General features: G+C 64.8%; 17 protein-coding genes, 1 tRNA gene and 2 pseudogenes. 9 read left to right on the forward strand and 11 right to left on the reverse strand.

Features of this window, described 5'->3' with window-relative positions; translation table 11 throughout:
- Nucleotides 1-21 precede the first annotated feature (21 nt).
- On the forward strand, nucleotides 22-3,426 hold the full coding sequence (locus F6J84_RS04260) for an error-prone DNA polymerase (RefSeq protein WP_150971649.1): 3,405 nt from the start codon (nucleotides 22-24) through the stop codon (nucleotides 3,424-3,426).
- Between the two features lie 159 nt (nucleotides 3,427-3,585).
- Here F6J84_RS04260 and F6J84_RS04265 read toward each other — a convergent pair whose 3' ends face one another.
- Together F6J84_RS04265 and F6J84_RS15755 are read right to left on the reverse strand one after the other, a co-directional pair.
- Complete coding sequence (locus tag F6J84_RS04265) at nucleotides 3,586-3,864, reverse strand: Fe-S cluster assembly protein HesB (RefSeq protein WP_150971651.1); 279 nt, start codon at nucleotides 3,862-3,864, stop codon at nucleotides 3,586-3,588.
- Nucleotides 3,865-3,972: 108 nt separating this feature from the next.
- Complete coding sequence (locus tag F6J84_RS15755; RefSeq protein ID WP_275094024.1) at nucleotides 3,973-4,104, reverse strand: hypothetical protein; 132 nt, start codon at nucleotides 4,102-4,104, stop codon at nucleotides 3,973-3,975.
- Nucleotides 4,105-4,434: 330 nt separating this feature from the next.
- Here F6J84_RS15755 and poxB point away from each other — a divergent pair, with 330 nt between their 5' ends.
- On the forward strand, nucleotides 4,435-6,168 hold the full coding sequence (gene poxB, locus F6J84_RS04270) for a ubiquinone-dependent pyruvate dehydrogenase (protein ID WP_150971653.1): 1,734 nt from the start codon (nucleotides 4,435-4,437) through the stop codon (nucleotides 6,166-6,168).
- 548 nt (nucleotides 6,169-6,716) lie between these two features.
- Here the strand turns inward: poxB and F6J84_RS15800 are convergent.
- Nucleotides 6,717-7,178: pseudogene (locus tag F6J84_RS15800) on the reverse strand (O-acetyl-ADP-ribose deacetylase); the annotation flags it as partial.
- A gap of 168 nt (nucleotides 7,179-7,346) precedes the next feature.
- Between F6J84_RS15800 and F6J84_RS04280 the strand changes: the two are divergent.
- The 7 genes from F6J84_RS04280 to F6J84_RS04310 all read left to right on the forward strand — a co-directional run bounded on the left by F6J84_RS04280 (nucleotide 7,347) and on the right by F6J84_RS04310 (nucleotide 20,446).
- Nucleotides 7,347-7,418: transfer RNA gene (locus F6J84_RS04280), tRNA-Arg, on the forward strand.
- A 374-nt stretch (nucleotides 7,419-7,792) separates the two neighbouring features.
- The gene (locus F6J84_RS04285) at nucleotides 7,793-11,020 is read left to right on the forward strand and encodes a helicase-related protein (protein WP_238702595.1); all 3,228 of its coding nucleotides are present in this window, start codon (nucleotides 7,793-7,795) and stop codon (nucleotides 11,018-11,020) included.
- Nucleotides 11,017-11,682, forward strand: coding sequence for a DUF4391 domain-containing protein (locus F6J84_RS04290; protein ID WP_150971659.1), 666 nt, complete (start codon nucleotides 11,017-11,019; stop codon nucleotides 11,680-11,682). Before F6J84_RS04285 ends, F6J84_RS04290 begins: the two co-directional genes overlap by 4 nt.
- An 18-nt stretch (nucleotides 11,683-11,700) precedes the next feature.
- On the forward strand, nucleotides 11,701-13,647 hold the full coding sequence (locus tag F6J84_RS04295; RefSeq protein ID WP_238702596.1) for a site-specific DNA-methyltransferase: 1,947 nt from the start codon (nucleotides 11,701-11,703) through the stop codon (nucleotides 13,645-13,647).
- Nucleotides 13,648-13,651: 4 nt separating this feature from the next.
- Nucleotides 13,652-16,732, forward strand: a complete 3,081-nt coding sequence (locus F6J84_RS04300; protein ID WP_150971663.1) for a type III restriction-modification system endonuclease — start codon at nucleotides 13,652-13,654, stop codon at nucleotides 16,730-16,732.
- An 11-nt stretch (nucleotides 16,733-16,743) separates the two neighbouring features.
- Entirely contained in the window at nucleotides 16,744-18,534 is a 1,791-nt protein-coding gene (locus F6J84_RS04305; protein ID WP_150971665.1) for a GmrSD restriction endonuclease domain-containing protein, read from the forward strand.
- A 649-nt stretch (nucleotides 18,535-19,183) separates the two neighbouring features.
- Entirely contained in the window at nucleotides 19,184-20,446 is a 1,263-nt protein-coding gene (locus F6J84_RS04310; RefSeq protein ID WP_150971667.1) for a hypothetical protein, read from the forward strand.
- 503 nt (nucleotides 20,447-20,949) lie between these two features.
- On the opposite strand, the gene F6J84_RS04315 is transcribed toward F6J84_RS04310, so the two are convergent.
- The 8 genes and pseudogenes from F6J84_RS04315 to F6J84_RS04355 all read right to left on the reverse strand — a co-directional run bounded on the left by F6J84_RS04315 (nucleotide 20,950) and on the right by F6J84_RS04355 (nucleotide 26,729).
- Nucleotides 20,950-21,597, reverse strand: a complete 648-nt coding sequence (locus F6J84_RS04315) for a 4Fe-4S single cluster domain-containing protein (RefSeq protein WP_150971669.1) — start codon at nucleotides 21,595-21,597, stop codon at nucleotides 20,950-20,952.
- Nucleotides 21,587-22,426, reverse strand: a complete 840-nt coding sequence (locus tag F6J84_RS04320) for a helix-hairpin-helix domain-containing protein (protein WP_191905749.1) — start codon at nucleotides 22,424-22,426, stop codon at nucleotides 21,587-21,589. Before F6J84_RS04320 ends, F6J84_RS04315 begins: the two co-directional genes overlap by 11 nt.
- Complete coding sequence (locus F6J84_RS15805) at nucleotides 22,413-22,646, reverse strand: DUF2997 domain-containing protein (protein WP_150971673.1); 234 nt, start codon at nucleotides 22,644-22,646, stop codon at nucleotides 22,413-22,415. Before F6J84_RS15805 ends, F6J84_RS04320 begins: the two co-directional genes overlap by 14 nt.
- Complete coding sequence (locus tag F6J84_RS04330; protein WP_150971675.1) at nucleotides 22,643-23,080, reverse strand: hypothetical protein; 438 nt, start codon at nucleotides 23,078-23,080, stop codon at nucleotides 22,643-22,645. The genes F6J84_RS15805 and F6J84_RS04330 overlap by 4 nt, the downstream gene beginning before the upstream one ends.
- 6 nt (nucleotides 23,081-23,086) lie before the next feature.
- The gene (locus tag F6J84_RS04335) at nucleotides 23,087-24,724 is read right to left on the reverse strand and encodes an AAA family ATPase (protein WP_150971677.1); all 1,638 of its coding nucleotides are present in this window, start codon (nucleotides 24,722-24,724) and stop codon (nucleotides 23,087-23,089) included.
- Between the two features lie 142 nt (nucleotides 24,725-24,866).
- Nucleotides 24,867-24,926: pseudogene (locus F6J84_RS15765) on the reverse strand (excalibur calcium-binding domain-containing protein); the annotation flags it as partial.
- A 664-nt stretch (nucleotides 24,927-25,590) separates the two neighbouring features.
- Nucleotides 25,591-25,986, reverse strand: coding sequence for an N-acetyltransferase (locus tag F6J84_RS04350; protein ID WP_150971679.1), 396 nt, complete (start codon nucleotides 25,984-25,986; stop codon nucleotides 25,591-25,593).
- 110 nt (nucleotides 25,987-26,096) lie between these two features.
- On the reverse strand, nucleotides 26,097-26,729 hold the full coding sequence (locus F6J84_RS04355) for a LysE family translocator (protein ID WP_150971681.1): 633 nt from the start codon (nucleotides 26,727-26,729) through the stop codon (nucleotides 26,097-26,099).
- Between the last annotated feature and the right edge of the window lie 30 nt (nucleotides 26,730-26,759).

Raw genomic sequence — 26,759 nt, forward strand, 5'->3', positions numbered from 1 at the left:
ATGCGGAGAGGGAGGACGCTGATGGGATGGCACAACCCGGCCGTACCGTGGTCGCAGCTCGAACGCACCCTCAGTGACGTGCGCCGCCCGGCACCCGGCCCGCCCGGCGCGGACGGCGGCGACAGTCCGGCATGGTCGCACAAGCGCGGGCCGTACGTGCCGCCGCCGATCGAGCGGCCCGAGCAGATCGTGCCCTACGCCGAGCTGCACGCGCACTCGTCGTACTCGTTCCTCGACGGCGCCTCGTCTCCCGAGGAGCTCGTGGAGGAGGCGGAACGGCTGGGACTGCACGCCCTCGCCGTCACCGACCACGACGGTTTCTACGGGATCGTCCGGTTCGCCGAGGCGGCCGAGCAGCGCGCGGTGCAGACCGTCTTCGGTGCCGAGCTGTCGCTGGAGCTCCCCGCCCCGCAGAAGGGGCGGCCGGACCCGGTCGGCCGGCACCTGGTGGTGCTCGCCCGGCAGCAGGAGGGCTACCACCGGCTCGCCGGCGCGCTCACTCGGGCGCAGCTGCGCGGCGCCGAGAAGGGACGGCCGGTCTACGACCTGGCCGAGCTCGCGGAGCAGTCCGGTGGCCCGCGTGACCCCCAGTGGGCGGTGCTCACCGGATGCCGCAAGGGCGGTGTGCGGCAGGCGCTCGCCGCCGGCGGGCCCGCCGCCGCGGCGGAGGAGCTCGACCTGCTCGTGGAGCTCTTCGGCCGCGACGCCGTGCACGTGGAGCTGATCGACCACGGGGACCCCCGGGACACCCGCACGAACGACATCCTGGCCGCCCTGGCCGCCGAGCGGGGGCTGCCGCTGCTCGCCACCGGCAACGTGCACTACGCGGTGCCCGACCGGCGGCTGCTCGCCGCCGCGATCGCCGCGGTGCGGGCGAACCGCAGCATGGACGAGCTCGACGGCTGGCTGCCCGCGCACGGCGGGGCGTTCCTGCGCTCGGGGGCGGAGATGGCGGCCCGGTTCGCCCGGTACCCCGGGGCGGTGGCGTGGACGGTGACCCTCGCCGACGAACTGGCGTTCTCGCTGCGGAAGGCTTCCCCGGCGCTGCCGAAGCTCCCGGTGCCCGAGGGGCACACGCCGATGTCGTGGCTGCGCCGCCTGGTCTGGGATGCGGTGCCCCGCGCCTACCCGAACCTCACCGACGGCCAGCGTCGCCGCATCGAGCGGGAGCTCGAGGTGATCGAGATGAAGGACTTCCCGGGGTACTTCCTGATCGTGCACGGCATCGTGCAGGAGGCCCGGCGTCGCGGCATCCTGTGCCAGGGGCGGGGATCGGCGGCCAACAGTGCCGTCTGCTTCCTGCTCGACATCACCGCGGTCGACGCGATCTACTACAACCTGCCCTTCGAGCGGTTCCTCTCGAGCCTGCGCGACGAGGAGCCGGACATCGACGTCGACTTCGACTCCGACCGGCGCGAGGAGATCATCCAGTGGGTGTACTCCACCTACGGGCGCGAGCGCGCCGCGCAGGTCGCGAACGTCATCCAGTACCGGCCGAAGAACGCGGTGCGCGACATGGCCCGCGCCCTCGGGTATTCGCCGGGGCAGCAGGACGCCTGGTCGAAGCAGGTGGAGCGCTGGGGCGCCTCTCTGGAGAGCGCCCCGGATCACGACATCCCGGATCAGGTCATCGCCTACGCGACCGAACTGCTGAAGGCCCCGCGGCACCTCGGCATCCACTCCGGCGGGATGGTGCTCACCGAGCGTCCGGTCGGCGAGGTCGCCCCCATCGAGCACGCCCGCATGCCCGGCCGCACCGTCATCCAGTGGGACAAGGACGACGCGGCCTGGATGGGACTCGTGAAGTTCGATCTGCTGGGACTCGGGATGCTGTCCGCCCTGCAGTACTGCTTCGATCTCATCCGCGCCGGGACCGGGGAGGAGTGGGAGCTCCGGTCGCTGCCGAAGGACGAGGCGGCCGTCTACGACATGCTCTGCCGGGCCGATTCGATCGGGGTGTTCCAGGTGGAGTCGCGCGCGCAGATGGGGCTGCTGCCGCGGCTGCGACCGCGGTGCTTCTACGACCTCGTGATCGAGATCGCGCTCGTGCGTCCGGGGCCGATCCAGGGCGGTGCGGTGCATCCGTTCGTACGGCGCAAGCTCGGTCAGGAGAAGGTGACGTATCCGCATCCGGATCTGAAGCCGGTGCTGGAGCGGACGCTGGGGATCCCGGTCTTCCAGGAGCAGCTCATGCAGATGGCGATGGTGGTGGGGGACCTCACCGGCGAGGATGCGGACCTCATGCGCCGGGCGATGGGCTCCAAGCGAGGGCTCGAGCGCATCGACTCGTTGCGCGAGAAGCTGTACGCCGGGATGACCCGGCACGGCCTGGTGGGGGAGGACGCGGACGCGATCTACCGGAAGATCCAGGCGTTCGCGAACTTCGGGTTCGCCGAGTCGCACTCCCTCTCGTTCGGGCTGCTCGTGTACGCGAGCTCCTGGCTGAAGCTGCACTATCCCGCGGCGTTCCTCGCCGGGCTCCTGCGCGCGCAGCCGATGGGGTTCTACTCGCCCGCGACCCTTGTCTCGGACGCGCGGCGGCACGGGGTGGACGTGCGGCGTCCGGACCTGCAGCGCTCCGGTGTCGAGGCGACGCTGGAGGCGCGGGGGGAGTTCACCGCTCCGACCGGCCGCGACGCGTGCCGCGGGGAGCAGCCGCCGGTGGGGGAGTTCGACCCGGCGGCGCCGGACGAGTCGGAGGCGCACCGGCGCGACGGGGCCTTCGCGGTGCGGCTGGGGCTCGCCGCGGTGAAGGGGATCGGGGTGCCGCTCGCGACCCGCATCGTCGCGGCCCGGAAGCAGGCCGGGCCGTTCCGGGACATGCCGGACCTCGTGCGCCGCGTCGACCTGAACGTCGCGCAGCTGGAGGCGCTCGCGACGGCCGGGGCGTTCGACTGCTTCGGGCTCAGTCGCCGTGAGGCGATGTGGCTGGCCGGGTCGGCGGCGGAGAACCGGCCGGTGTTCCTGCCCCACTCCTTCGTCGCCGTGCAGCCGCCGTTGTTTCCCGATCCGTCGAGCTACGAGGTGCTGGCCTCGGACCTGTGGGCGACGGGGATCTCCACCGACGACCACCCGCTGACGCACTACCGGTCCGCGCTGGACGCCCGGGGGGTGCTCACCTCCCGGGAGCTCCGTACCCACGAACCGGGCCGGCGGGTGGAAGTCGCGGGGCTCGTGACGCACCGGCAGCGGCCGGCCACCGCATCCGGGATCACGTTCATCAACCTCGAGGACGAGCACGGTCTCGTCAACGTGATCTGCTCGGTGGGGGTGTGGAACCGGCATCGGCGGCTGGTGCGCGACGCCCCGGCGCTGATCGTGCGGGGGATGCTGGAGCGTTCCACCGAGGGGGTGACCAACCTCGTCGCCGACGGTTTCGAGGACATGCGCGTGGGGGTGCAGCACCGCTCCCGCGACTTCCGCTGACCCCCGCCCCCTTTTCCCGCGAGACTGCATAGCCAGCACGAGACTGCGGCTGGTTACATCCGTCTCGTGGCGTGGATGCAGTCTCGCGGGGGAGAGAACCACCGCGCACGACGAAGGCCCGGAGCGCGAGGTCTCCGGGCCTTCGAGGTACGGATGCGGTCAGCCGCGCACGCCGAGGGCGAAGCGGACCGACCCGTCCGGGTCCATCTCCGCGTCGAGGATGCGGTCGTCGAGCGCCGCGCTGGCTGCGGCGTCGACGAACACGCGGGCGCCGTCCGTCTCGACGATGGCGTCGCCCTGTTCCGGCGACGGGGCGAGGGCGAGTTCGAACCCGGTCTCCGGACCGGTGTCGCGGATGCGGAGTCCGCCGCCCTCCGTGGGGATCTGGGACGAGATCGTCTTGACCGCCGAAGCAGCAGTTTCGGTGAGTGTGAGCATGAGGCTCTCCCTTCCATCGGTGACTGCGGACCGGCCACGATTCCGAGAATCGGTGGCGGGTTCAACCTCAGTCGGCGATTGTGAGGGAACTCACACGTGCGGCCGAGGTCAGTTCACCGGGTGCCGGGTGTCGTACGCGACGCGGACGGGCTGCGGGCTGTAGCCGTCCGTGACGAGCAGCCGGACGGTTCCCGCCACGGCGGCGACGGTGAAGGCACTGAGGATGACGAGAGTAAGCATGGGTCACTTCCTTGAACTCGGGTGGTACTCCCTATTTTCTCAGAGTTGGCCTGGTAATACGCCGGTCCAATCGCTATGAGGTGGCTGAAGTCTCCAGCCGCTCCCGCGGATTTCGTGCGTTCTCGTGGGCGCCAGATCCAGCGCTCCGAGATTGGCCCGTTCCTCAGTGTGGCCGATTTGCCGCAGCAGGTCACGCCGCCCGCTCCCGCGCGCCGCCGCCGCGCCAGCCGCTCCCACCCACCGCTCCCCGGAAAGGCGCGACAATAGCGGCGCTCTGACGCGGCATCCAAGCCCTGGCCACGGGTGCGGCCCCGGGGATAGCGTGGCCGCATGGCCGAGAACGTTGCAGATCTGTTCGTCCACACGCTCCGCGCCGCCGGCGTCAGCCGGATCTGGGGTCTGGCCGGTGACTCCCTGAACGCGTTCACGGATGCGATCCGCCGGGATGGCGGCATCCGCTGGCTGCACATGAGGCACGAGGAAGCGGCGGCGTTCGCCGCGGCCGCCGAGGCGGAGGTGACCGGCGAACTCGCGGTGATCGCGGGAAGCTCCGGACCCGGCAACCTGCACTTCATCAACGGTCTCTTCGACGCGCAGCGCTCACGAGTGCCGGTGCTCGCGATCGCCTCGCACATCCCGTCGGCCGAGATCGGCAGCGGCTACTTCCAGGAGACGCACCCGCAGGACCTGTTCCGCGAGTGCAGCGTCTACAGCGAGCTGGTGGCGGATCCGGCGCAGCTGCCGTGGGTGCTGGAGATCGCGATGCGGACCGCGGTGGAGAAGCGCGGCGTTGCGGTCGTCGTCGTGCCGGGTGACATCTTCTTCGCGGATGCTCCCGATCGGCGCCCGTCCGCCCCCATCCGCGCCAGCCGCCCGGTCATCGTCCCCTCGCTCGGGGAGCTCGCCCGTGCCGCCACCATGCTGGACGGGGCGAAGAAGATCACGATCCTCGCCGGTGCGGGGGTCGCCGGGGCGCACGCCGAGGTGCTGGCGCTCGCCGAGAAGCTGCAGGCGCCGATCGTGCACGCCTTCCGCGGCAAGGAGCACATCGAGTACGACAACCCGTACGACGTGGGGATGACGGGGCTCCTCGGTTTCGCGTCCGGTTACCGGGCGATCGCGAAGTGCGACGCCCTGCTGATCCTCGGGTCGGACTTCCCGTATCGGCAGTTCTACCCGGACAAGGCCACGATCATCCAGGTCGACATCCGGGGCGAGCAGCTGGGCCGGCGCACGCCCATCGACATGGGGATGGTGGGGGAGGTGGGGGCCACCGCCGAGGCGCTCCTTCCACTCCTCCACGGCGACCGCGACGGCCGGCACCTGCGCGACAGCGTGCAGCACTACAAGAAGACCCGGCGCGACCTCGACGGGCTCGCGAACAACGACGGCAAGACCCCCATCCATCCGCAGTACGTGGCGCGGCTCCTGGACGAGCTCGCCGACAAGGATGCCGTCTTCACAGTGGATGTCGGCAGCCCGGTGATCTGGGCGGCCCGCTACCTGCAGATGACCAAGGAGCGGCGCCTGATCGGCTCGTTCACGCACGGGTCGATGGCGAACGCCATGCCGCAGGCGCTCGGCGCGCAGGTGGTCGACCGTGACCGTCAGGTGATCGCGCTCTCCGGGGATGGCGGCCTGTCGATGCTGATGGGCGACCTCCTCTCGATCAGGCAGAACGACCTGCCGGTGAAGATCGTGGTCTTCAACAACTCCTCGCTGGGGTTCATCGAGGTGGAGATGGTCGCGGCCGGCATCGTGAACTTCGGCACCGACCTCGTCAATCCGGACTTCGCGCAGGTCGCCGAGGCGGTGGGCATCACCGGCATCCGGGTGGAGCATCCCGACGACCTCGAGCCGGCGCTGCGCCGCGCGCTCGCCGAGCCCGGCCCGGTGCTGGTGGATGTGGTCGTCGCGGGGAACGAGCTGTCGATCCCGCCGAGCATCACGGCGGAACAGGCGAAGGGCTTCACCCTGTGGGCGCTGCGCTCGGTGCTCTCCGGACGCGGCGACGAGATCCTCGATCTCGCCGACACGAACGTCTGGCGGCGCGTGTTCGGGTGACGTCTGAGGTCATGGCTTAAGCTCCGCGTCCCCTAGCCGGTGCGCCGGATGCGGTCGATACAGTGCGGCAGGCTCGCGGATCTGCGTGAGAGATCGGGCTGAAGCCCTTGAGCGTGTCAGATTGCGGATCGGTCCGGCCCAGCGGCCGCCACGCTCAGGCCGTCATCTCCGGGCTCAACTGGCAGCGTCGCCTCGAATCGGTCGATGAGGATGGGGATAGCCGTCGACGCCCACCAAGAGGGGGTGATCCCGCCTGCGGACATGCCGTGTCCGGGATCGAACTCGGGCACATGAAATGGCTCGTCTTCGTCCGTCAGCGCCCGTCCGGTGATGCTCTCGAAAGCCGTGCGGATCAGCTCCTCGAGCGCCCAAGCGTCCGCCGGAAGTGGAACGGAGGCGAACTCCGCCCGCATCGCCCTCCAGAGATACGCATCGCCGCGAAAACCCCACTGATAGGGCGCTCGGTCGAGGAGCTGCCCGACCGATCTGGGGTCGGTCGGTGGGGGGAAGTGCCTCAGGACCTGCGCGCGTACCCGCCGGTGCGTCGATTCGTTGAACGATACGAGCCGCACATCCTCGACTCGAGTCAGTGTGTGCGCGATCGTCTCGAGCGCCACGTCGAGCGCGTCGTCCAGCGGCCACCCGTAGACGCCGGCGCTGATGAGCGGAAAGGCCATGCTGCGCGCGCCGAGCTCGTCTGCGATCGCCAACGCTCGCCGGTAGCAGGACTCAAGCAGCGAGCGATCCTGTTCGCCCGCCTGGTGGTTCGGCCCCACGGCGTGGATCACCCATCGCGCCGGCAGCTTCCCGGCGGTGGTCCAGCCGGCGTCGCCGGTGCGCAGTCCATCAGGGAAGCGCGCGATGCACTCATCGAGGATGGCGCGTCCCCCTGCGCGATGGATGGCGCCGTCCACTCCACCTCCACCCCGCATATGGCGATTGGCGGCGTTGACGATGGCGTCGACCGCCTGCTCGGTGATGTCGCCGTGAACGGCGGTGACGGTGACCATCCCTCAAGTCTGACGTAGCCCCCTCGTTGCCGAGAACGCCGGTCACATCTCCGCGAACTGACCGGCCGGGTCGCTGGAGCGGTTGCGGTGGTGAGGGATGGCCGGGGTGTTCGAACCGTCAGTGCTGCGTGCCCGCAACTGACCAGTGCCGATAGAATCGGACGGCCAGCCTCTGTAGCTCAGTGGAAGAGCCACTCCGTCCTAAGGAGCGGGTCGGGGGTTCGAATCCCTCCAGGGGCACCGTGTATTTGGGAGGGGCGCTGCAGTTGTTCAGAACGCCACCACATCGCAGGAAGTGCGAAGTGTGTTTCAACCGCCTTGGCTCCGACGGTCGGTTGACGCGACCCGCTACTCTCGATCCAGACCCGTATAGATCGGGCTCAATTTCGCATGGGGGTGTGAATGTCTGAGCCTAGGCTCGCCATGGACGACATCGCTAAGTGGCATGGTGTCGGGACGGAAGCCGACCGCGCGCGGACCGCTGCGAGCGGGATAGTCGCCCGCAGAGCCCAGCATCCGGAGTTGCTCGGGCGCCCCGGAGTGGACGCGCGCGTAGACGGCAACCGTCCCGGACGCGCCGCGTAGACATGCGGATCATCGACAACATTTCGGACTTGCTCGGCGATGACCTCAAGGGCGAGATCAGCCGCGGTTCGAAGGTGCGCATCGCCGCTTCGACCTTCTCGATCTTCGCTTTCGAGGCGTTGCGGAAGGAACTCGAGCACATCGAGGAACTCGAGTTCATCTTTACGTCGCCGTCATTCAGCAACGGTCAGGCCACGGACAAGCTGCGCAAGGACCGTCGCGAGTTCTTCATCCCGCAGGCAGAGTCATCGCTCTACGGGTCCGAGTTCGAGATCCGCCTCCGCAACAAGCTGACGCAGCGCGCGATCGCCCGCGAGTGCGCCGCCTGGGTACGCGAGAAGGTCACGTTCAGATCGAATGCCAGCGGCCATCAGATGCAGCAGTTCGCCGTCGTCGACGACGGAGCCGCGTACATGCCGCTGCAGGGGTTCACCACCGCCGACCTCGGGTACGAGCGCGGCAATGCGGTCTCCAACATGGTCACGAAGTTCGAAGGTACGCCTGAGGCGAGCAGCTTTCTCAACCTCTTCGATCAGATCTGGGCAAGCCCCGGCCAGCTGAACGATGTCACGCAAGCGGTTTATGACCACATCGCGAGCGTGTACGCCGAGAACTCGCCGGCGCGCGTCTACTTCCTCATCCTCTACAACCTCTTCGCCGAATTCCTCGACGACATCAGTGAGGACGTGCTCCCGAACGACCGCACGGGATATCAGGACACCAAGGTTTGGCAGAGTCTGTACAACTTCCAGCGGGATGCCGCGACAGGCATCATCAACAAACTCGAAACCTACAACGGCTGCATCCTGGCCGACAGCGTCGGTCTCGGCAAGACATTCACCGCCCTGGCAGTGATCAAGTACTACGAGCTCCGCAACAAGTCCGTCTTGGTTCTTGCGCCGAAGAAGCTCGCGGAGAACTGGACAAATTACAACGCGAACCTCACGACGAACATCTTCGCGAGCGACCGATTCAACTACGACGTCCTCGCGCACACCGACCTCTCCCGCACGCGGGGCGAGTCGCTCGGCCTCCGGTTGGATCGCATCAACTGGGGCAACTACGACCTCGTCGTCATCGACGAGTCGCATACCTTCCGCAACGCCGACTACGCCGAAGAGAAGGAATCGCGCTACCAGCGCCTCATGCGGCAGGTCATCCGAGAAGGCGTGAAGACTAAGGTGCTGATGCTCTCGGCGACGCCGGTCAACAACCGATTCAACGACCTCAAGAATCAGCTGCAGCTGGCGTACGAGGGCGAGAGCGACACCCTCGCCGCCAAGCTCACGCTCTCGACATCCGTCGAGCGGGTGTTCCGTGATGCCCAGACGGTATTCAACGAGTGGTCGAAGCTCCCCACTCAAGAGCGCACCGCGGACCGCATCCTTCAGATGCTCGACTTCGACTTCTTCGAGCTGCTCGACGCGGTCACCATCGCACGGTCACGTAAGCACATCCAAGCGTTCTACGACATGAGCGAGATCGGCGCCTTCCCGCGACGCCTGCCGCCGGCGTCCGTCCGCGAGCCCCTCACCGACCTTGTGGACGTCCCCTCGTTCAACGAGATCTTCGAGCAGCTGCAAATGCTGACGCTGGGCGTTTACACTCCACTCGCCTACGTGTTCCCGAGCCGCATCAGCAAGTACGAGGATCTCTACAACGTCACGACTGGCAGCGCCCGCTCGAATCTCGGCCAGCAAGGTCGCGAAGAGGGCCTGAAGAAGCTGATGACCGTCAACCTGCTCAAGCGTCTCGAGAGCTCGGTCGAGGCCTTCCGCTTGACGCTGGCGAAGATCGAGTCTGCGGTCGATAGCACGCTCACGCGACTCAGCAACCACGCGGGCTCCCTCCCGGAGATGCGCGAAATGGACGATCTCGACTTCGACCTCGACGACGAGGACGACGCCAACGTCGAGGCACTTACGTTCGGGGAGAAGATCTGCATCGACATCGACGACATCGACGTCGAATCGTGGCAGCGCGACCTCTGGAACGACCGCGAGACATTGCGTGAACTCCTGGACGAAATGCGCAATGTGACTCCGGACCACGACCTCAAGCTGCGCAAGCTGCGGCACCTCGTCCAGCAGAAAGCAGAGCATCCACTCAACCCCGGTAACCGCAAGGTGCTGATCTTCTCCGCCTTCGCCGACACCGCCAACTACCTCTACCGCGAGCTCGCACCGGCGCTCCAGCAGGCTGGTCTGCAATGCGCCGTGATCACCGGCGGCAGCCACGGCGCGAAGTCCACGATCGGCACTGGCTTCGACTTTCAGCAGATCATGTCGATGTTCTCGCCACGATCCAAGCAGCGGCACCTCACGATGCCCAAGGAGACCCGCGACATCGATGTGCTGATCGGCACCGATGTCATCAGCGAGGGCCAGAACCTGCAGGACTGCGACTACCTCATCAACTACGACATCCACTGGAACCCGGTGCGGATCATTCAGCGGTTCGGGCGTATTGACCGTATCGGATCGACGAACGAGGTCATCCAGCTCGTCAACTTCTGGCCCGACATCTCGCTCGACGAGTACATCAACCTGAAGGAGCGGGTCGAGAACCGGATGGTCATCGCCGACCTCGCCGGTTCAGCCGATGACAACGTCCTCAACCCGGAGGATTCGGATGCCGCATTCCGCAAGGAGCAGCTGTGCAAGCTGCAGAACGAGAACATCGAACTCGAGGACGTTCGAGCCGGGGTCTCAATCACGGATCTGGGTCTCAACGACTTCCGCATGGATTTGCTCGCGTACATGAACGAGTACGGCGACATCGCTACCGCCCCGCGCGGCTTGCACGCCGTGATCCCCGCAGACCCTGCCATAGGCCTTATGCCGGGTGTGATCTTCGCGCTCAAGAACGTCAACGCTGATCCTGCCGTGAACCGGGGCAACCGGCTCCACCCGCACTACCTCGTCTACGTCGATGACGAGGGAAAGGTCATCGCTGACCACACCGAAGCGAAGCGCCTCCTAGACCTCGTTCGCGCCGGCTCCCGGCCTCACGACAAGCCTGTCGCCGACGTCACTCGTGTCTTCAACGAAGGTACCCACGAGGGCGCCGACATGAGCAAATACTCCGCGCTGCTGACGGATGCCATCCACTCGATGATCGACGTCACCGAAGAACGCGACGTCGACAGCCTGTTCAGCGGTGGGCACACCACCGCCCTCACCCAGCAGATCGCGGGGCTCGACGACTTCGAACTGATCGCGTTCATCGCCGTCGTCGATCCAGAAGGCACTTCGTGACCGACATCCTTTACCAGTGGCCGGCTGGTGCACGATTTGGTGCACGCGTCGCCAAGGAGCGGTTCTACGAACGCACAGCATCGACCGCCGCGCTGCGCGAGAAGTTCGTCGCCGAAGTGAACCGCATCAGCTGGGCCTACAAGCTCGCTGCGGAGACCATCAACCTCCCAGGCTCGTCAGAAGTGCCGGAGATCGAGGTCATTCAGTTGGACGCCAAGGCAAACGACATCAGTGTCCAAATACTTGCATCGATCGACAAGGCGATACCGAATCCGGTGATCTTCGAGGTTCACCGCGACGATGCCCATGGCGGCAGCGTGAGGATGACTGCAGCACACAAGCCGGCCGGCTCGCCTGCACCCAAACCGAATGCCTACTTCTCGACGGGCTGGATGCGAAGCGACACACCGCGCACCTCACTACCGACTGCGATCACGATGACGGCGCTGTACTCAGCGCTCATTGGCCCACTCACGCCGCTCGTGCATCGGCCCGGGGAGAGTCCAGCCGTCACCGGCGAACGGTTGGATGCCGTGCGCCGGCTCGAGCGCGAGATCAGCGCCCTGGAACGCAAGCTCCGGTCCGAACCGCAACTCAATCGCAAAGTCGAGCTGCGTCGCGAACTGAGAGCCAAACAAACCGAATTGGACCAGACGAGGTAATCCATGGAGCGACTGCGAATGACTTCACCTGATCTCACCCGAGTCAACATCGACAAGATTGCAGAGCTCTTCCCGGCTGTCGTCACAGAATCACTCGATTCCGACGGGGAGCCGACTCGCGCGATCGATTTCGATCTTCTGCGCCAGGAGCTCTCCGACCATATCGTCGAGGGTCCCCAGGAGCGCTACCAGCTCGACTGGCCAGGTAAGCGCGCCGCCGCGTTCGCCGCCAACGCTCCCATCGCCAAGACCCTGCGCCCGGTGCGCGAGCAGTCGGTCGACTTCGACACCGCGAAGAACCTCTTCATCGAAGGCGACAACCTCGAAGCGCTCAAGCTGCTCCAGGAGTCGTACCTGGGCAAGGTAAAGCTGATCTACATCGACCCGCCCTACAACACCGGCAATGACGATTTCGTTTACCCGGATGACTACTCCGAGGGCGTGGACGAGCACCTCATACGGTCGGGCCAAGTCAACGACGCCGGCGATCGACTTCGGTCGAACACAGAGACAAACGGGCGGTTCCACTCGGACTGGCTCGACATGGTCTACCCGCGGCTGAAGCTCGCACGGAACCTCCTCACTCCCGACGGCTACATCGCGGTCAGCATTGACGACGCAGAAGTCGCCGCGATGGAGCTCCTCCTTGATGAGGTGATGGGTGCATCGAACAAGCTCGCGGTCCTCGTCTGGGACCGCAACCGAAAGAACGACGCCCGCTTCTTCTCGGTCGGCCACGAGTACATGCTTGTGTATGCGCGCGATAAGGCAATTCTCACCGAGCGCGGCACGCGGCTGCGCGAGCCGCAGGCCGGTATCTCTGAGGCCCGCGAATTCATCATGGGCGCGCGGGCTCGACTCGACGACGACTGGGACGCGATCCAAGCGGAGTGGCGGAAGTGGACCTCGGCTTTTCCGAAGGACGACGAGCGCCGCAAGCTGGGCCGCTTCTCAAAGGTCAGCGATCGCGGACCCTTCCGAGACGACGGTGATATCGCCTGGCCCGGGGGCGGCGGCCCGAAGTACGAGGTCCTTCATCCGACGACGGGCAAGGCATGCAAAATGCCTCCCGGAGGGTGGAGGTACCCGAGCAGGGCTCGGTTTGATGAGTTGGTGGCAGACGGACACATCGTCTTCGGCGTCGATGAGACAACGATGCCGCGGCCAATCCGGTATCTCTTCGAGAGCGAAGGGCTGGTCATGGGTTCCGTCCACTACAGCTACGCACAGACTGCCGCAGTTGACTTCGAAGCTCTCATGGGTGGCAAGGTCTTCGACAACCCGAAGAACTGGAAGGACCTGCGCCGGATCATCGAGTACCTAACGGGGCCGAGCGATACCATCATGGACTTTTTTGCGGGTTCCGCTTCGACAGGTCACGCCGTGCTCGACTTGAATTCGGCTACCGGAAGCCAACGTCGATTCGTGCTCGTGCAGGTGGCTGAGCCCGTGCCTGAACGGAGCGTTGCTGCATCCAACGGATACGCGACGATCTCGGACATCGCGATAGACCGTCTTCGTCGCGTCGGGAAGGCGATCGACGCTGACACCGAAGGCGATCTCGGCTTTCGAACGTTCAGGATCGACACGACCAACATGGCCGACACGTCCGCGACGCCGGATGATCTTGTGCAGATCGCGCTGTCCGACGCCGTCGAAAGTGTGAAGTCGGGACGCACTGATGAGGACTTGCTCTTCCAGGTTCTACTCGATTGGGGACTCGACCTCGCTGAGCCGATCGAGGTGGAGGAAGTCGGAGATCGGCGCGTGCTGTCAGTGTCCGATGACGCGATGATTGCGTGCTTTTCCCCAGACATAACTGACGCAGTCGTTAGGTCAATCGCGGCCCGGCATCCGCTCCGCGCGGTGTTCTTAGACGCGGGATTCGCTACGGACGCGGCTCGGATCAACGCTGAGCAGATCTTCCGCGAGGTTTCGCCCGAGACCGAGGTAAGGGCGATCTGACCCGATGAAGCTTCAGTTCAAGGTCCAGCAGTACCAGACCGAAGCCGTCGATGCGGTCGTCAATGTGTTCGCAGGACAGCCTTATGCCGACGGCGTGAGGTACCGCATCGATCCCGGCCGTGACACCTCGACGACCCTCCTGGAGGACGCTGGTCTGCGCAACGCAGAAATCGCGCTCACACCACCGCAACTCCTCGCCAATGTCCACTCGGTGCAACAGGCGCGCGGGCTGACGCTCTCAAAAGATCTAAAGGATCCGGCGAAGAAGTCTGCGGCTCCGATCAATCTCGACATCGAGATGGAGACTGGCACCGGAAAGACATACGTCTACATCAAGACGATCATGGAGCTTCACAAGCGCTATGGGTGGTCCAAGTACATCGTCGTCGTGCCGTCGATTGCGATCCGTGAGGGTGTGAAAAAGTCCTTCGACGTCACCGCTGATCACTTCCAGCAGCTCTACGGCACGAAACCTCGCACGTTCATCTACAACTCGTCGCGATTGCATGAGATCGAACGCTTCTCGTCCGACGCGGGCGTGCAAGTGATGATCATCAACGTCCAAGCGTTCAACGCGACCGGCAAGGACGCTCGACGCATCTACGAAGTGCTCGACGACTTCCAGTCGCGGAAACCGATCGACGTGATCGCGGCGAACCGCCCAATCCTCATTATCGACGAGCCTCAGAAGATCGAGGGCGACGCGAGGAAGCCGTCAAAGTCGCTGGAAGCCCTTGCTTCGTTTAATGCCCTCTTCGCGCTGCGATACTCTGCGACCCATAGGATCGAGCGCACCAAGGTGCACCGCCTCGACGCTATCGATGCCTACAACCAGAAGCTGGTGAAGAGAATCGCGGTGCGCGGCATCACCGTCAAGTACCTGGCTGGCAGCAGTGCGTACTTGTACGTGGACGGCCTCGAGATTGGCAAGGGAGCGGATTTCCCGAAGGCGCGAGTCGAGCTGGAGGTGCAGACCGCGCAAGGCATCAAGCGACAGGTGAAGCGTCTCAGCCAGGGGATGAACCTGCACGACATCTCCGGCGGGATTGAGGCGTACAAGGGCCTCTTCATCCGGGAGGTTGATGCCACCCGCGACATCATCGAGTTGAGCAACGGGGACATCATCGGCGCCGGCGAGGTCACCGAGGACGTCGCCGAGGACCAGAAGCGGCGCATCCAGATCCGCGAGGTTATCCGCGCCCACCTCGCCAAGGAACGCGAGCTGTTCGCGCAGGGGGTCAAGACGCTCTCGCTGTTCTTCATCGACGAGGTCGCCAAGTACCGCGACTATGAGCGCGAAGACACCCTCGGCGAGTACGCCCGAGTGTTCGAGGAAGAGTACGAGGCTGTTCTCGCCGACTGCCTCAGCGAACTCGACCTGGACGAAGCGGCCGAGCGATACCGTGACCACGTCCAGGCGATACCGGTGCGCTCGACCCACGAGGGGTACTTCTCGATCGACAAGAAGACCAAGCAGTTTGTCGACGGCAAGATCGCAGCCCGTGGCGACTTCGCAGGTCAGTCGGACGACGTCGACGCCTACGACCTGATCCTGAAGGACAAAGAGAGGCTGCTCTCGTTCGAGGAGCCGGTCCGATTCATCTGGTCACATTCCGCGCTCCGCGAGGGCTGGGACAACCCGAACGTCTTCGTGATGGGCATGCTCAAGAAGAGCGACAACACCACGACGCGCCGGCAAGAGATCGGCCGTGGTCTGCGACTCTCGGTCGACCAGCACGGCGAGCGAATGGACAACCCCGTCACCGTCCACGACATCAACGAACTCACCGTAGTCACCGACGAGTCCTACACCGACTTCGTGACCGCGCTCCAGAAGGAGATCATCGAATCGCTGTCGGCGCGGCCACGCGAGGCGAGCGTCGACTACTTCGTCGGCAAGCCGATCACCCTGGGTGACGGATCCACAAGCGCACTCGAGAAAAATGTCGCTCAGGCTCTCTACTTCCACCTAATCAAGAACGACTACATCGACGAGTCGGGCCTGGTTACGCAGGCGTACAAGGATGCGCGCGCCGAGGGGACCCTCGCCGTCCCGACCTCGGAGGCATTGAAGCCGATCATCGACTTCGTATGGCCAGTCGTCGACGCCCTCTACCTCGACGTGCCGAAGCCGACCGATGGGCGCAAGCCGAAGAGGATCCCGCTCCACGAGGCAAACTTCAACAAGCGCGAGTTCCAGGAGCTCTGGGGACGCATCAACCGCAAGGCCGTCTACCACGTCGAGTTCGACTCCAAAGAGCTAATCGACAACTGTATCCGCGTACTCGACACCTCGCTCAACGTCACCGTCATGCAGTACCTCGTCGAGAGCGGCAACCAAGTCATCGGCCTCGAAGTGGAACGGCTGGAGGCCGGCACAGGCTTCACAGTCTTCGAGACGAAGGTCGAGCATTCGGCCGTGTCAGCAGGTTCAACCGTGAAGTACGACCTATTGGGAGAGATCGCGGAGAAGACGCAGCTCACCCGCCGCACCTGCGCGGCGATCCTCACCGCTATCCACCCGGGTACGTTCGCGAAGTTCAAGCAGAATCCCGAGCAGTTCATCACCGAGGCCGCCCGGCTCATCAACGAGCAGAAGGCAACCGCCATCGTCGAGCATCTCAGTTACGACCCGCTCGACAACCGCTACGACTCGTCGATCTTCACAGAGAACCAGACCGCCCAGGACCTGTCCAGAGCGGGCGACAAGCTGAAGAAGAGCGTCTACGAGTACGTCGTCACTGACTCGAAAGTCGAGCGCTCGTTCGTCGAGAAGCTCGACGTCAGCGACGAGGTCGTCGTCTACTCGAAACTACCCCGCGGCTTCTTCATCCCCACGCCAGTTGGCGACTACAACCCCGACTGGGCGATCGCGTTCCGCGACGACGACACGAAGATCAAGCACGTCTACTTCGTGGCCGAGACCAAGGGTTCGCTGTCCACTCTTCAGCTGAAGGGCGTCGAGAACGCCAAGATCGAGTGCGCACGCAAGTTCTTCGCTGCGCTCAGCGCCAGGAGCGGCCAGGACGTTACCTACGACGTCGTTACTGACTTCAGCGAGCTAATGCAGCTCGTAACGGCATAGAAAGAGGACCGATGGCGAAGTACAAAGTGACTCAATCCGCGGTGACGCAACTGCTCGAAGACGTCAAGCGAGAGCAAATCGCGATTCCGGAGCTGCAGCGGCCATTCGTATGGGACAGCGTCAAGGTGCGAGATCTGATGGATTCGCTATACAAGGGGTACCCCGTCGGGTATCTCATTACGTGGCAGTCGGTCGGGGCTCATCTGAAGGGTGGGCACGTCGCCGCACACCAGCAGATCCTCATCGACGGCCAGCAGCGCATCACCGCACTGCGCGCCGCGGTGGCGGGGCTACCGGTCATCGACAAGCGATACAAGCAGGTTCGTATCAAGATTGCTTTCAATCCCGCGACAGAGGACTTTGCGACCCTTACTCCGGTCATCAGGAAGAACCCCGAGTGGATTTCTGACATCAGCGAACTGTTTAACGCAAGCTCTAGCTACGGCTTCGTCAAATCGTACTTCGAGGCCAATCCCGCCGCGGATGCAGCTGTGGTCGAAGCGAACATCGCGCGACTCGAAGCGATCAAGAACGCGCAAATCGGCATCATCTCTCTGAATGATGATCTCGATGTAGAGACGGTCTCGGAGATCTTCATCCGGATCAACTCCAAGGGAGTGCCGCTCAGCAGCGCAGACTTCGCAATGAGCAAGATCGCCACATACGGCGACCGGGGGCGGAACCTCAGGAAGCTCATCGACTACTTCTGCCACCTTGCCATCGCCCCGCATGCGTACGCGGACATCGAGCAAAACGACTCGGAGTTCGCCAACAGCTCGTATTTGCAACGGATCGCTTGGCTGCAACACGAGGCGGAAGACCTCTACGACCCTGGCTATAGCGACATCATTCGCGTCGCTGGACTGGTTGGGTTCAGCCGCGGGAAAGCATCATCCATCGTCAGTGAACTCTCCGGTCGCGACCCTGAGACGCGGAAAGTCGATGAGTCCCGGATCCCGCTCGCATATGACCGGTTGGAGTCCGCACTGCTCGAAATCGTGAAGAAGTACCACTTCGAGAACTTCCTCATGATCGTGAAGTCGGCCGGCTTCATCAACGCCGGCATGATCGGTTCGAGAAACGCACTCAACTTCGCGTACGCGCTTTACCTGCGCCTACGCGCTGACGGAGAGATGGCGGAGGGTGAGCGCAAGCGCATCGTCCGTCGTTGGTTCGTGATGTCGATGCTCACGAGCCGCCACTCCGGGAGCTTCGAGTCGACGTGGGAGCAGGACATGCGTCGCATCGCCTCCGTCGGAGCCGCCGCCTATCTGCAACAGATCGAGGAGTCGGAACTCACCGACGGCTTCTGGGACGTGGCACTTCCGAGTGCGCTAGAGACCACCAGCACCGCAAGTCCTTACTTTCAGACATTCCTCGCCGCTCAGGTCGCGAGTCACTCTCGAGGATTTCTGTCAAGAAGCATCACGGTCGCAGCGATGCACCAGCAGTCAGGTGATATCCATCACATCGTCCCGAAGGCCTACCTGCAGGAAAACGGCTTCGCAGACCGAGGGGACTACAACCAGGTTGCCAATTTTGCTCTGACCGAGACGTCGATCAACATCAGCATCGGGAAGCGTCCGCCGACGATGTACATGGCGGATGTCAACGAGCAGATCGAGACCGGTGTGCTCCGCCTTGGCGAGATTGTTGACCGAGACGCCCTCTTGCTCAACCTAAGCGAAAACGCCATCCCCGAGAACATCGGATCCGTGACAGCGGCCGACTACGAGGGATTCCTACATGAGCGGCGGCGACTGATGGCAGCAACCATTCGAAGGTACTTCGAGGCGCTTTGACGCTCGGGACGCGTCGAAACGCAGGTCGAGCTCTCGCCTAAGGTGTTGGCCATGACAGCCATCGGCACCCGTCAAGATGGCGCAACCAGCGCACGCCATCCCCCACCACGCCGCGCAGATAGCAGGTCGTGGAGCCAGCGGCCAACATTGCCCAGGGTGTCCAGATGTTCGTCGCGGCGCCAGCAATCGTTTGGGCCGAGAGGGGCGCGTCTGGCGACTCCACTGTCGTCGGACGGCATAGGCAGATCGTGACTTTCAGGCTCAGCCCCGTCTCGCAGGCCGATTGCGCAGTATGGGTGCGACACGGCTTAGAGCGAGATGTTACGGAGGTGCCGCTGTGACCAGACTCAACGGGCGAGGTTCGAGGGCGAAATCGCGAGCTGCGACGCCTGACCGAATCTGCGTCTAGTTCCACACGCGAAACTTTCAGTGAGTTCATCGAAGTGCTCGGTCAACTACAGCTCGACGGCCAGTCCGCGTCAGAGGTTTCGCGCTACGAGGAGCTACTCGGCGAGCTTCAGGTGCGAAGCCAAAACGCTTGTGCGGAGTCCGAGGCGGAGATGCAACGTCTTCTGCGTGTGACCTCTCGCCGCCCCGCTCTCCAGCTTGAACACGCGCGCTCGCTGCCAAAGGGCCGGCGTACGCGCGGATGACTTGGGTGCTAGGCGTCGCCGGTGCTGACGACGACGGTGACTGCGGCTCACTCGACGCCTATCTGCGCGGCGCGTCTACGTGGTACGCAGAGTCTCTCATCCGGATGATCGCCCACCCTTCAGAATCGAGTCTTCTTGGTATCGCTCCCGCGGCGCGTCACACCCGGATGGAATTCGGGAGCACGTCATTTCGATGGGTGTGCGCACTCTTCGCGCGGGCAATCGATGTCTGGGCAGACTTAGCGGGTGGTGATTGCGCGAAACTCTTCGGCGGTGGCCGTACCAGAGCGCTGTCCGATGCGATCGGGAGTAAGTTGCCTCTGCCAGACCAGTCGGTTCTGGCGCCTGTGCATCCCACGGTGCTTGACGCCATGACGGCACGTCCGCGGCCAGCGACCGCTTTCGCCGAGCTAATCGAAAGCAACGGCCCCGAAACCGAACCACTGTTTCGAGTTGGATCCGAAGTGTTCATCGGTAATGCGTCGGCGCTTGTGTTCGGGCTCGAAACCGTCTTGATGTCGGCGATTCAGCGGGTTCTGGGTTCGGGGGCACAGGGCGACGCATTTGAGTTCGCGTGTCACTACATTGCAGAGTCGCTACTTCCCCCGTCCGTACACGCGTACCGCGACTCGTTCGTGTCGGACACATTGACCGCTTCTGACGGTGACGAGGTAGACCTTCACCTCCATGCAAAGGGCATGGATGTCATCATCGAGGCGAAGTCCTACATTCCGACGGGATCCGCTGAGTCGGCAGCAGCCAGCTATGAGCAACTGCTCAAGGCCAATAAGCAGGTCGAGCGTCGGGTGACTCGCATTCGGGACGGTAAGTGGATACGGCGCAAGCGCGCGAAGAATGGGGATCACGTGTCTGGCCTGGTCGTTTCGCTCCACGACTACACGGGTCAAACGTGGAGACCGGAGTCCATGCTCGAAAGTGGCGCCGAAACCTTCATCGCAATGCCGCTGCAGGCGTTTGCCGTGTCGATGGGATGCATGCGGTCTGCTGAAGACCTGATCCAGTTTCTGGAGGTTCGTTCTGCGATCGGCAGACTCTCAATCTCGGGCGGCGACGAGCTCGAGACGCTTCTTGGTTGGATGTCCGGCTGGCGGCCCGAAACGTTGCCACACGAAGCGGGGGCGAGAGTGCAGGTGCGACCTCGTTCCATCCGCACTGACGAACTTCTAAGCGCCCAGTGGAGCGGTCCGGACGCGTGGCGCGAGTATCTCTTTCGAGTGAGCAAAGCGATACACGCTTGAAGATTGGCGAGCGCGCGGCGTGCTACTCGCTTGGCACGGTTGCAGCCCAAGCTACTTCGACACTCTCATCCACTAAGAGCGGCTCGACTGCCAACGCGGCGGACTTGCGAAACTCGCTCAGGGCGACGTACTACCTCTAATGGGCGGGTTCTCGAAGAAGCCGGGATTGAACGCAACTCACGCCCGCGCATCTCGCACGGGCTTCAAACGCCGAGGACGGGCGATGGCGGTTCAGTCTGCTGAAGTCCGCGGTCACCGCGTCGAGCAGCGCCGACGCAGGTGCGTATGAGGACGAGGCCGGAGACTGGGAGTGCACCGAACTGGCCGACGCGCAGTGACGGACGCCGCCCGACCTCGCTCCGGGCGGCGTGGCCTGCGCGGCACGGGAGCGTGCCCAGGGCAGGGAGTAAGTTGGTCATCGCCCGGCGCTGACCGTTGGGTCGGCCGGCTGCTTCGATGCTGTGGGCGTGAGTTGGCACCGAACGTTGCGACCCATCGAATAGCTATCGAGCGGAGCCCCCCAGGGCTGAGCTGGGAGCGGCTTTGCGCGCGACCCGACGAGTGTCCAGCGCCGTGCCGAATTGCGTCAGGTCACGCTCGGTCAAGAAGCCTGCCACTTCCACCGTGCCGGCTGCGGTCACTCGCAGTTCCAGTCGATTCTTCGATTTCGTCGGATCGAAGTCTTCGTACCGAGGGGTGAGATGGATAAATCTCTGGTTCGTTGAGCCGACTAGGGAGCGGTTCGACTCAGGTTCGTCCGACAGGTAAGGCCCATCGACGAGGAGGTCGACATCGTTAAGCAGCGCTCGCGCATCGTCGCTCTGAAGGGTCTCATGGGTGTAGCCGGTGAAGCAAATGACGCCGAGTCCTGCCTTGTGTGCGCGGCGTGCGAGGTCCGCGCATTGCGCGGCCTGATCGAACGGTTCGCCCCCGAGGAGTGTGAGTCCTTCGACGTTCTTGGCGAGGGCGTCGCGGATAACTACTTCCGGGTATATGAGATGGCCCCCGGAGGGATTGAAGAGGTTCGGATTGATGCAGCCGAGGCAGCGGATGCTGCACCCTTGCACCCAGATGGCTGAGCGGCGGGCCGGTCCCTCGGCGGTGACGTCGTGAAGGACACGGGAGACACGGAGTGAGGCGTTAGAACTCAAGGCGCCGCCCACTGGAGGGGGCCTCCGGCGTGGGCGCAGAAGGACGACCGGCTCGGATCTCGAGGTGCTCTCGCACGAGTGCGAAAAAGTGGGGCTGCATGCTGGCGGCGGTGACGAGCTCGGAGGTGTCTTTGAAGCCGCCGATTCGTTCGCGCGTGGCGACAATGTGATCCGCCCAAGCGTCGTTGACTCCCGGGAGCGAGGCGAGTTCTTTGCGGCTCGCTGTGTTCAAATCGAACACCGTGGACGCGCCGCTCGTGGGCGAGCCGCTGGGCTGCGGGGGCAGGCTCGGAGCCGGGCGCGTCGCCGAGGGATGGTTCAGTTCGGGGCGTGCGGCGGGTTGCGGTCGGGGTGCTGACGTCACTGGTGCGCCGCTGGCGAGGGCGTTGTCGATGATGCTCGGAGCAGTCGTTGAGCCAGCTGCCGGGGCAGGTGCTATCTGCGTCGCGGTGGCGTCTCGATACCAGACTTTCTTGCGGTAATGAGCACGCCACACGAGCCATTGCCGGTTCACGAACCATTGCAGCGCAAAGGCGTTTCCAAGCCATACCGCGACGCCCAGCCATCCCCACCACGCATTGCTGACCGGGTCCGGGTGAGGGGCGTACTTCTCGACGGCGCTCCACGATCCGGCCCAAACGAACCACAAGACGATCCACGCGAGAAGGGTGCCTGAAATCAGCAGCCACTTCCAGTTGCGAGCCTTGATTCCGATGATTAGGTATCCGACCCAGGCGAGGATGGCAAACGGGAAGAACCCGAAGAGGAGCCACCAGCTGTGGGCGAGGCGCCACTTGCGGCTGCAGAGGAGTTCCTCAGGCGTTCTCATGATTCTCTCCGTGACGGTAGATTGCCTCGTGGCCCGTGGCGCGGGTAATCGTTGTCGCGCCCGAGAACTCGGGGGTGGGTTTGGATTCGGCGACCTGGGCATTCAGCATGGAGCGCAGCTGGTCGAGGCTGTCGAGACAGTCGGGGCCGGGTGTGCCGCTTGCCTCAGCGGTGATGGTTCCGTCGGGGCGTACGGATACCTCTAGTCGTCGTGGCATCATGCCTCCTCGAAGACGTAGTTGAGGGAGCCGTCTTCTTCTCGTTGTTCGATGAGTCGGAAGCCGAGGGCGCGTGCTCGTTCGACGACGATCTGCGCGGTGCGTGCCTGCATGACCCGTCCGACGGCTTTGTCAAACTCGGCGAGCATTCCGAGGGTGGTGGCTTCGTCGGCACCGTCGACGCGTCCGAGGATCACGTTTCCGACCTTCTGGAACGTCAGGGTGCCCCACTGGCTGGTGGCTTGAAGGCGGTCGTTACCGGTGTGAGTGATGGTGGCGCCCATGGCCAGGAGCGCGTCGTGCGCTACGTCCACCTCGGTGACGCGGGTGGCGCGGCACTTCTCGCAGAGGTCTTCCGAGCGTGCTTCGCGCACGAGGGAGTGGATCGCGGAGTATGCGGCGATGCCGGCGGGGATAAGGAGGACTTCGATGCTCATGGGCGGTTAGAAGTCGATGGCGCGGCCGCCGCGCCAAGACGAGACGTCGTTAGGGTCGGTCGGTGCGGAGTGATCGTACGCGCCCCTCGAGTCGGCCGAGGTGGCGGCGACGGCCCGGCTCTCGGCCCATTCTCGGATGCGGGTAATCTGCTCCGCCTGCGTCACGGACAGTGGCACGGTGTTCTCGACGGTGCGGAGCAAGTCGTCGATGGTCACGCGGCGGCGCTCCGCGAACGCGTCGAAGCACGCGCCGATGACGGCTTGCTCGATCTCTGCTCCCGAGAACCCTTCGCTGACCGTGGAGAGCTTCTTCAAGGCGTCTGGTGACGCGTCGAAGCCGCCGCCCGCTTTGGAGTCGCCGGACAATCGGCGGTCGAGGTGGAGCTTCCAAATGTCTTCGCGCTCGAGTTGTGTGGGGAGGTCGACGAAGAAGATCTCGTCGAACCGGCCTTTGCGGAGGAACTCGGGGGGAAGAGCGTCGATTTTATTGGCGGTGGCGATGACGAACACCGGGCTCCTCTTCTCCTGCATCCAGGTGAGGAACGTGCCGAAGACGCGCTGGCTGGTGCCGGAGTCCCCGCCGCCCCCAACGGAGCCGAACCCCTTCTCAATCTCATCGATCCACAGGATCGACGGAGCAACTGCTTCGGCGAGCTTGAGCGCGTTGCGCATGTTCTGCTCGCTCGAGCCAACGAGGCCGGAGAACACGCGGCCGACGTCGAGACGCAGGAGGGGGAGCCCCCACTGTGCGGACACGCACGCCGCCGTGAGGCTCTTTCCACATCCCGGCACGCCGGTGATGAGCAGCCCCTTAGGTGCGGGAAGAGACCACTCCGCGGCTTCCGGGAGCCACGCCCCGTCACGCTTCAGCAGCCATCTCTTCAGGTTGTCCAGACCGCCGACTTCATCGAGGCTCCTAGTAGGCGGGATGAACTCGAGTAGCCCGGACTTGCGGATGGTCTGACGCTTCTCCTCGAGGATGAGAGCGATATCGTCGGCGTTCAGGACCCGGTCGGTCACGATTGCGCGAGCGAACGCGTTGTCCGCCTCCCACAGGGTGAGGCCCTGGGCCGCCTGAATCAGGCGCATCCGGTCGTCACCTTCCAGCTCGTCACGGATCGCGTCGCGGTTCGCGGACACAATCGACTCCAGTGCCCCCGCGATCTCCGTCGCGTCCGGCAGGGGAAGGTCGACGACGGTCACGATCTTTTCCAGATCGACCGGCAGAGCAAGGCCGGGTGCGACGATCAGGAGCGTGTGGGGGACGGGGCCGCTCTTGAACGCTTGCGCGACGTCGAGGATTGCCCGGACAAGCCCCGGTTCGGCGGGCCGGCCGCCGACACCGAGCTGGTGGTGCAGGTCCAGGAAGACGAAGACGGTCGGTTCGGTCGCTTTGATGGCTTCGAGAAGCGCCTCCTCGGGAAGAACGCGGCGTCCGCCCGCGCTATCGCGAGCGTGCAGCCCATTCGTCAGGGTGTACTGCCGGACAGCGCGACCGCGGGGAATGCTGCCTTTCTCCAGGAGGTCCTCGACAGCATCAAGGACACGGTCGGGCTCCTGCGTCTCGACCAGGAGAACAGGGTGACGTGCACGGATGAGTTCCGTGAGCGTGCGCTGGAACGGAGAGAGCGAAATCGCCGTCACTGAGAGTCTCCTTTGCCCGATCCCGCAGCCCCCGCGAGATCCCGGTCAGTCTGCCACACGCGCGGAAACTGCAGAAGCTTGCGTCCCCGGGTTCAGAAGCGGTCGTTCATGGATCACGTGCGTAGCAACTGTTCACGTCGTGTTATTCGCACGCGACTCCGTCGCCGTCCCGGTCTAGCTTGCGGCTGTATCCCGGCTGGCCCGCGTAGAGAGGCGCAGCTCCAGCGGCGCGAACGGCGGCGCAGTTCTCGTAGAACGCAGTTGCGGGTGCTGCCGGCTCGGGGCGGGCGCGGGCTTAGCCAGCGCCTCGGGTGCAGGTGCAGGCTGGACCGGCTCCGGCTCCGGCTCCGGCTCCGACTCAGCGGGAGCGGGACGACCGGCGCTGGCCGAGCAGGCTGCGGCGCAGGAGCTTCCTCGGCAGGCGCCGGTACTGCGGGAGAAGGGGCGAAAGGCGAGGTCGGCGCGAGTTTGCATGGACAGCGACCTCTCTGGAGGACAGAAGCAGCAGGTCGGACTCGCGCGCTCCTGGCGGGCGAGAAGGCGACCTCGTAGATGAGTTTTCGCAGGGCCTGCAGCCGTCGCTCGTGCGCGACGTTCTTACCGCCTTCCGCCGGATCGCCGAGACCGGTGTCGTCATCGTTCTCGTGGAGCAGTCGCCGCAGCCGCTTGCGGAATTCGCCACCCGAGTAATCGCCATGGAAAAGGGTGCCGTCGTGCGTAGAGGTGACCGTCAATGGTGGCGAACACCGCCGCCAGACGCGTGGGATCCGCCGCGGCGAGCTCGGGGATGTACGCCGCGAGCGCCCCGGAGACATCGGACGCGACGTCGGCGAGTGCCGTGTCCAGGTAGTCCGGGACGGCCGATCTCATCGGCGGTCACCGGCGGTGAGACGCACCACCAGGGCGATGTCGTCCCGGCCCGGCATGCGGTAGGCGCCGCCCTCCGCGACGTACTCGTCGCCGTGGCTGCGGAGATGGCGGGCGAACAGCGGGCAGACCGGGACAACGGTGAGGCCGTCGTGGATGCTGTCCGCCAGTGCCCGGCGGAGCAGGAGGCCGGAGAGGCCCCGTCCGCCGAACTCCGGGTCCACCTCGGTGTGGAAGATGATCCGCTCACCGGCCGCACCGGGCGGCGTGAAGAAGTCCACCCGCCCTATGATCCGGCGATCGGGGAGCACCAGGGTGTACGCGCTGATCGGCTCAGCGATCTCGAGCCCGATCGCCACCGCTGCGACGGTGTCATCGGTCCGTTCATCCGTCATTCGACTGCCTTCCTGCCTCGGCGGATGGATCCTCCGCCCTGCGGGATCAGTCGACACGCTGTTCCCGGCACAGGGTCAAGCGCGGACCTGTGACCTGCGACCGCCGCCGTTCAGGCGACGTACTCGACAACCCGCTCGGCGAGCAGCACCAGTCCCACGATGACCATCGACACCCCCGCGACGCGGGTGATGACCACCGTGAACCGGGGACGCGTGCCGATCAGCTGCCGGGCGGCGAGCCCGAGCGCGACATAGACCGTGCCGCAGATCACGATGTACACGGCACACAGCACCGCGAGCTGCGCGGTGAGCGGCCACGGGGCACGGGCCAGCGCGAACTGGGGGAGCAGCGCCAGGAACAACAGCAGTGCCTTGGGGTTGAGCGCGCTCACCCCCATCCCTCGCACCACATACGCGTGCGGCGACGGCACGACCACATCGGACGCGGTGAGTGCTCCGGCCGAGGCGGCGGATCGGAACGTGCGGATGCCGAGATGGATCATGTACGCCGCGCCCGCGAACGTCAGCACGGTGAGCATCATCGGCACGGCGGCGACCACCGGTCCGATGCCCAGCACGACGGCCGCTCCGAGCACCACGTACCCGCCCATGATGCCGCCCACCGCCGGCCCGACCACCCGGTCGCGCGCGCCGGAGGCGAGGATGAAAGCCCAGTCCGCGCCCGGCACGAGGATGAGGGTGAGCGCCAGCGCCGCAAAGGCGAGCAGGGCTGTCATGTCCATGGGGGCGGGGGTCTCCTCGGTCAGATGCGG

This window comes from Microbacterium caowuchunii (genome assembly GCF_008727755.1).
Taxonomy (GTDB): Bacteria; Actinomycetota; Actinomycetes; order Actinomycetales; family Microbacteriaceae; genus Microbacterium; species Microbacterium caowuchunii.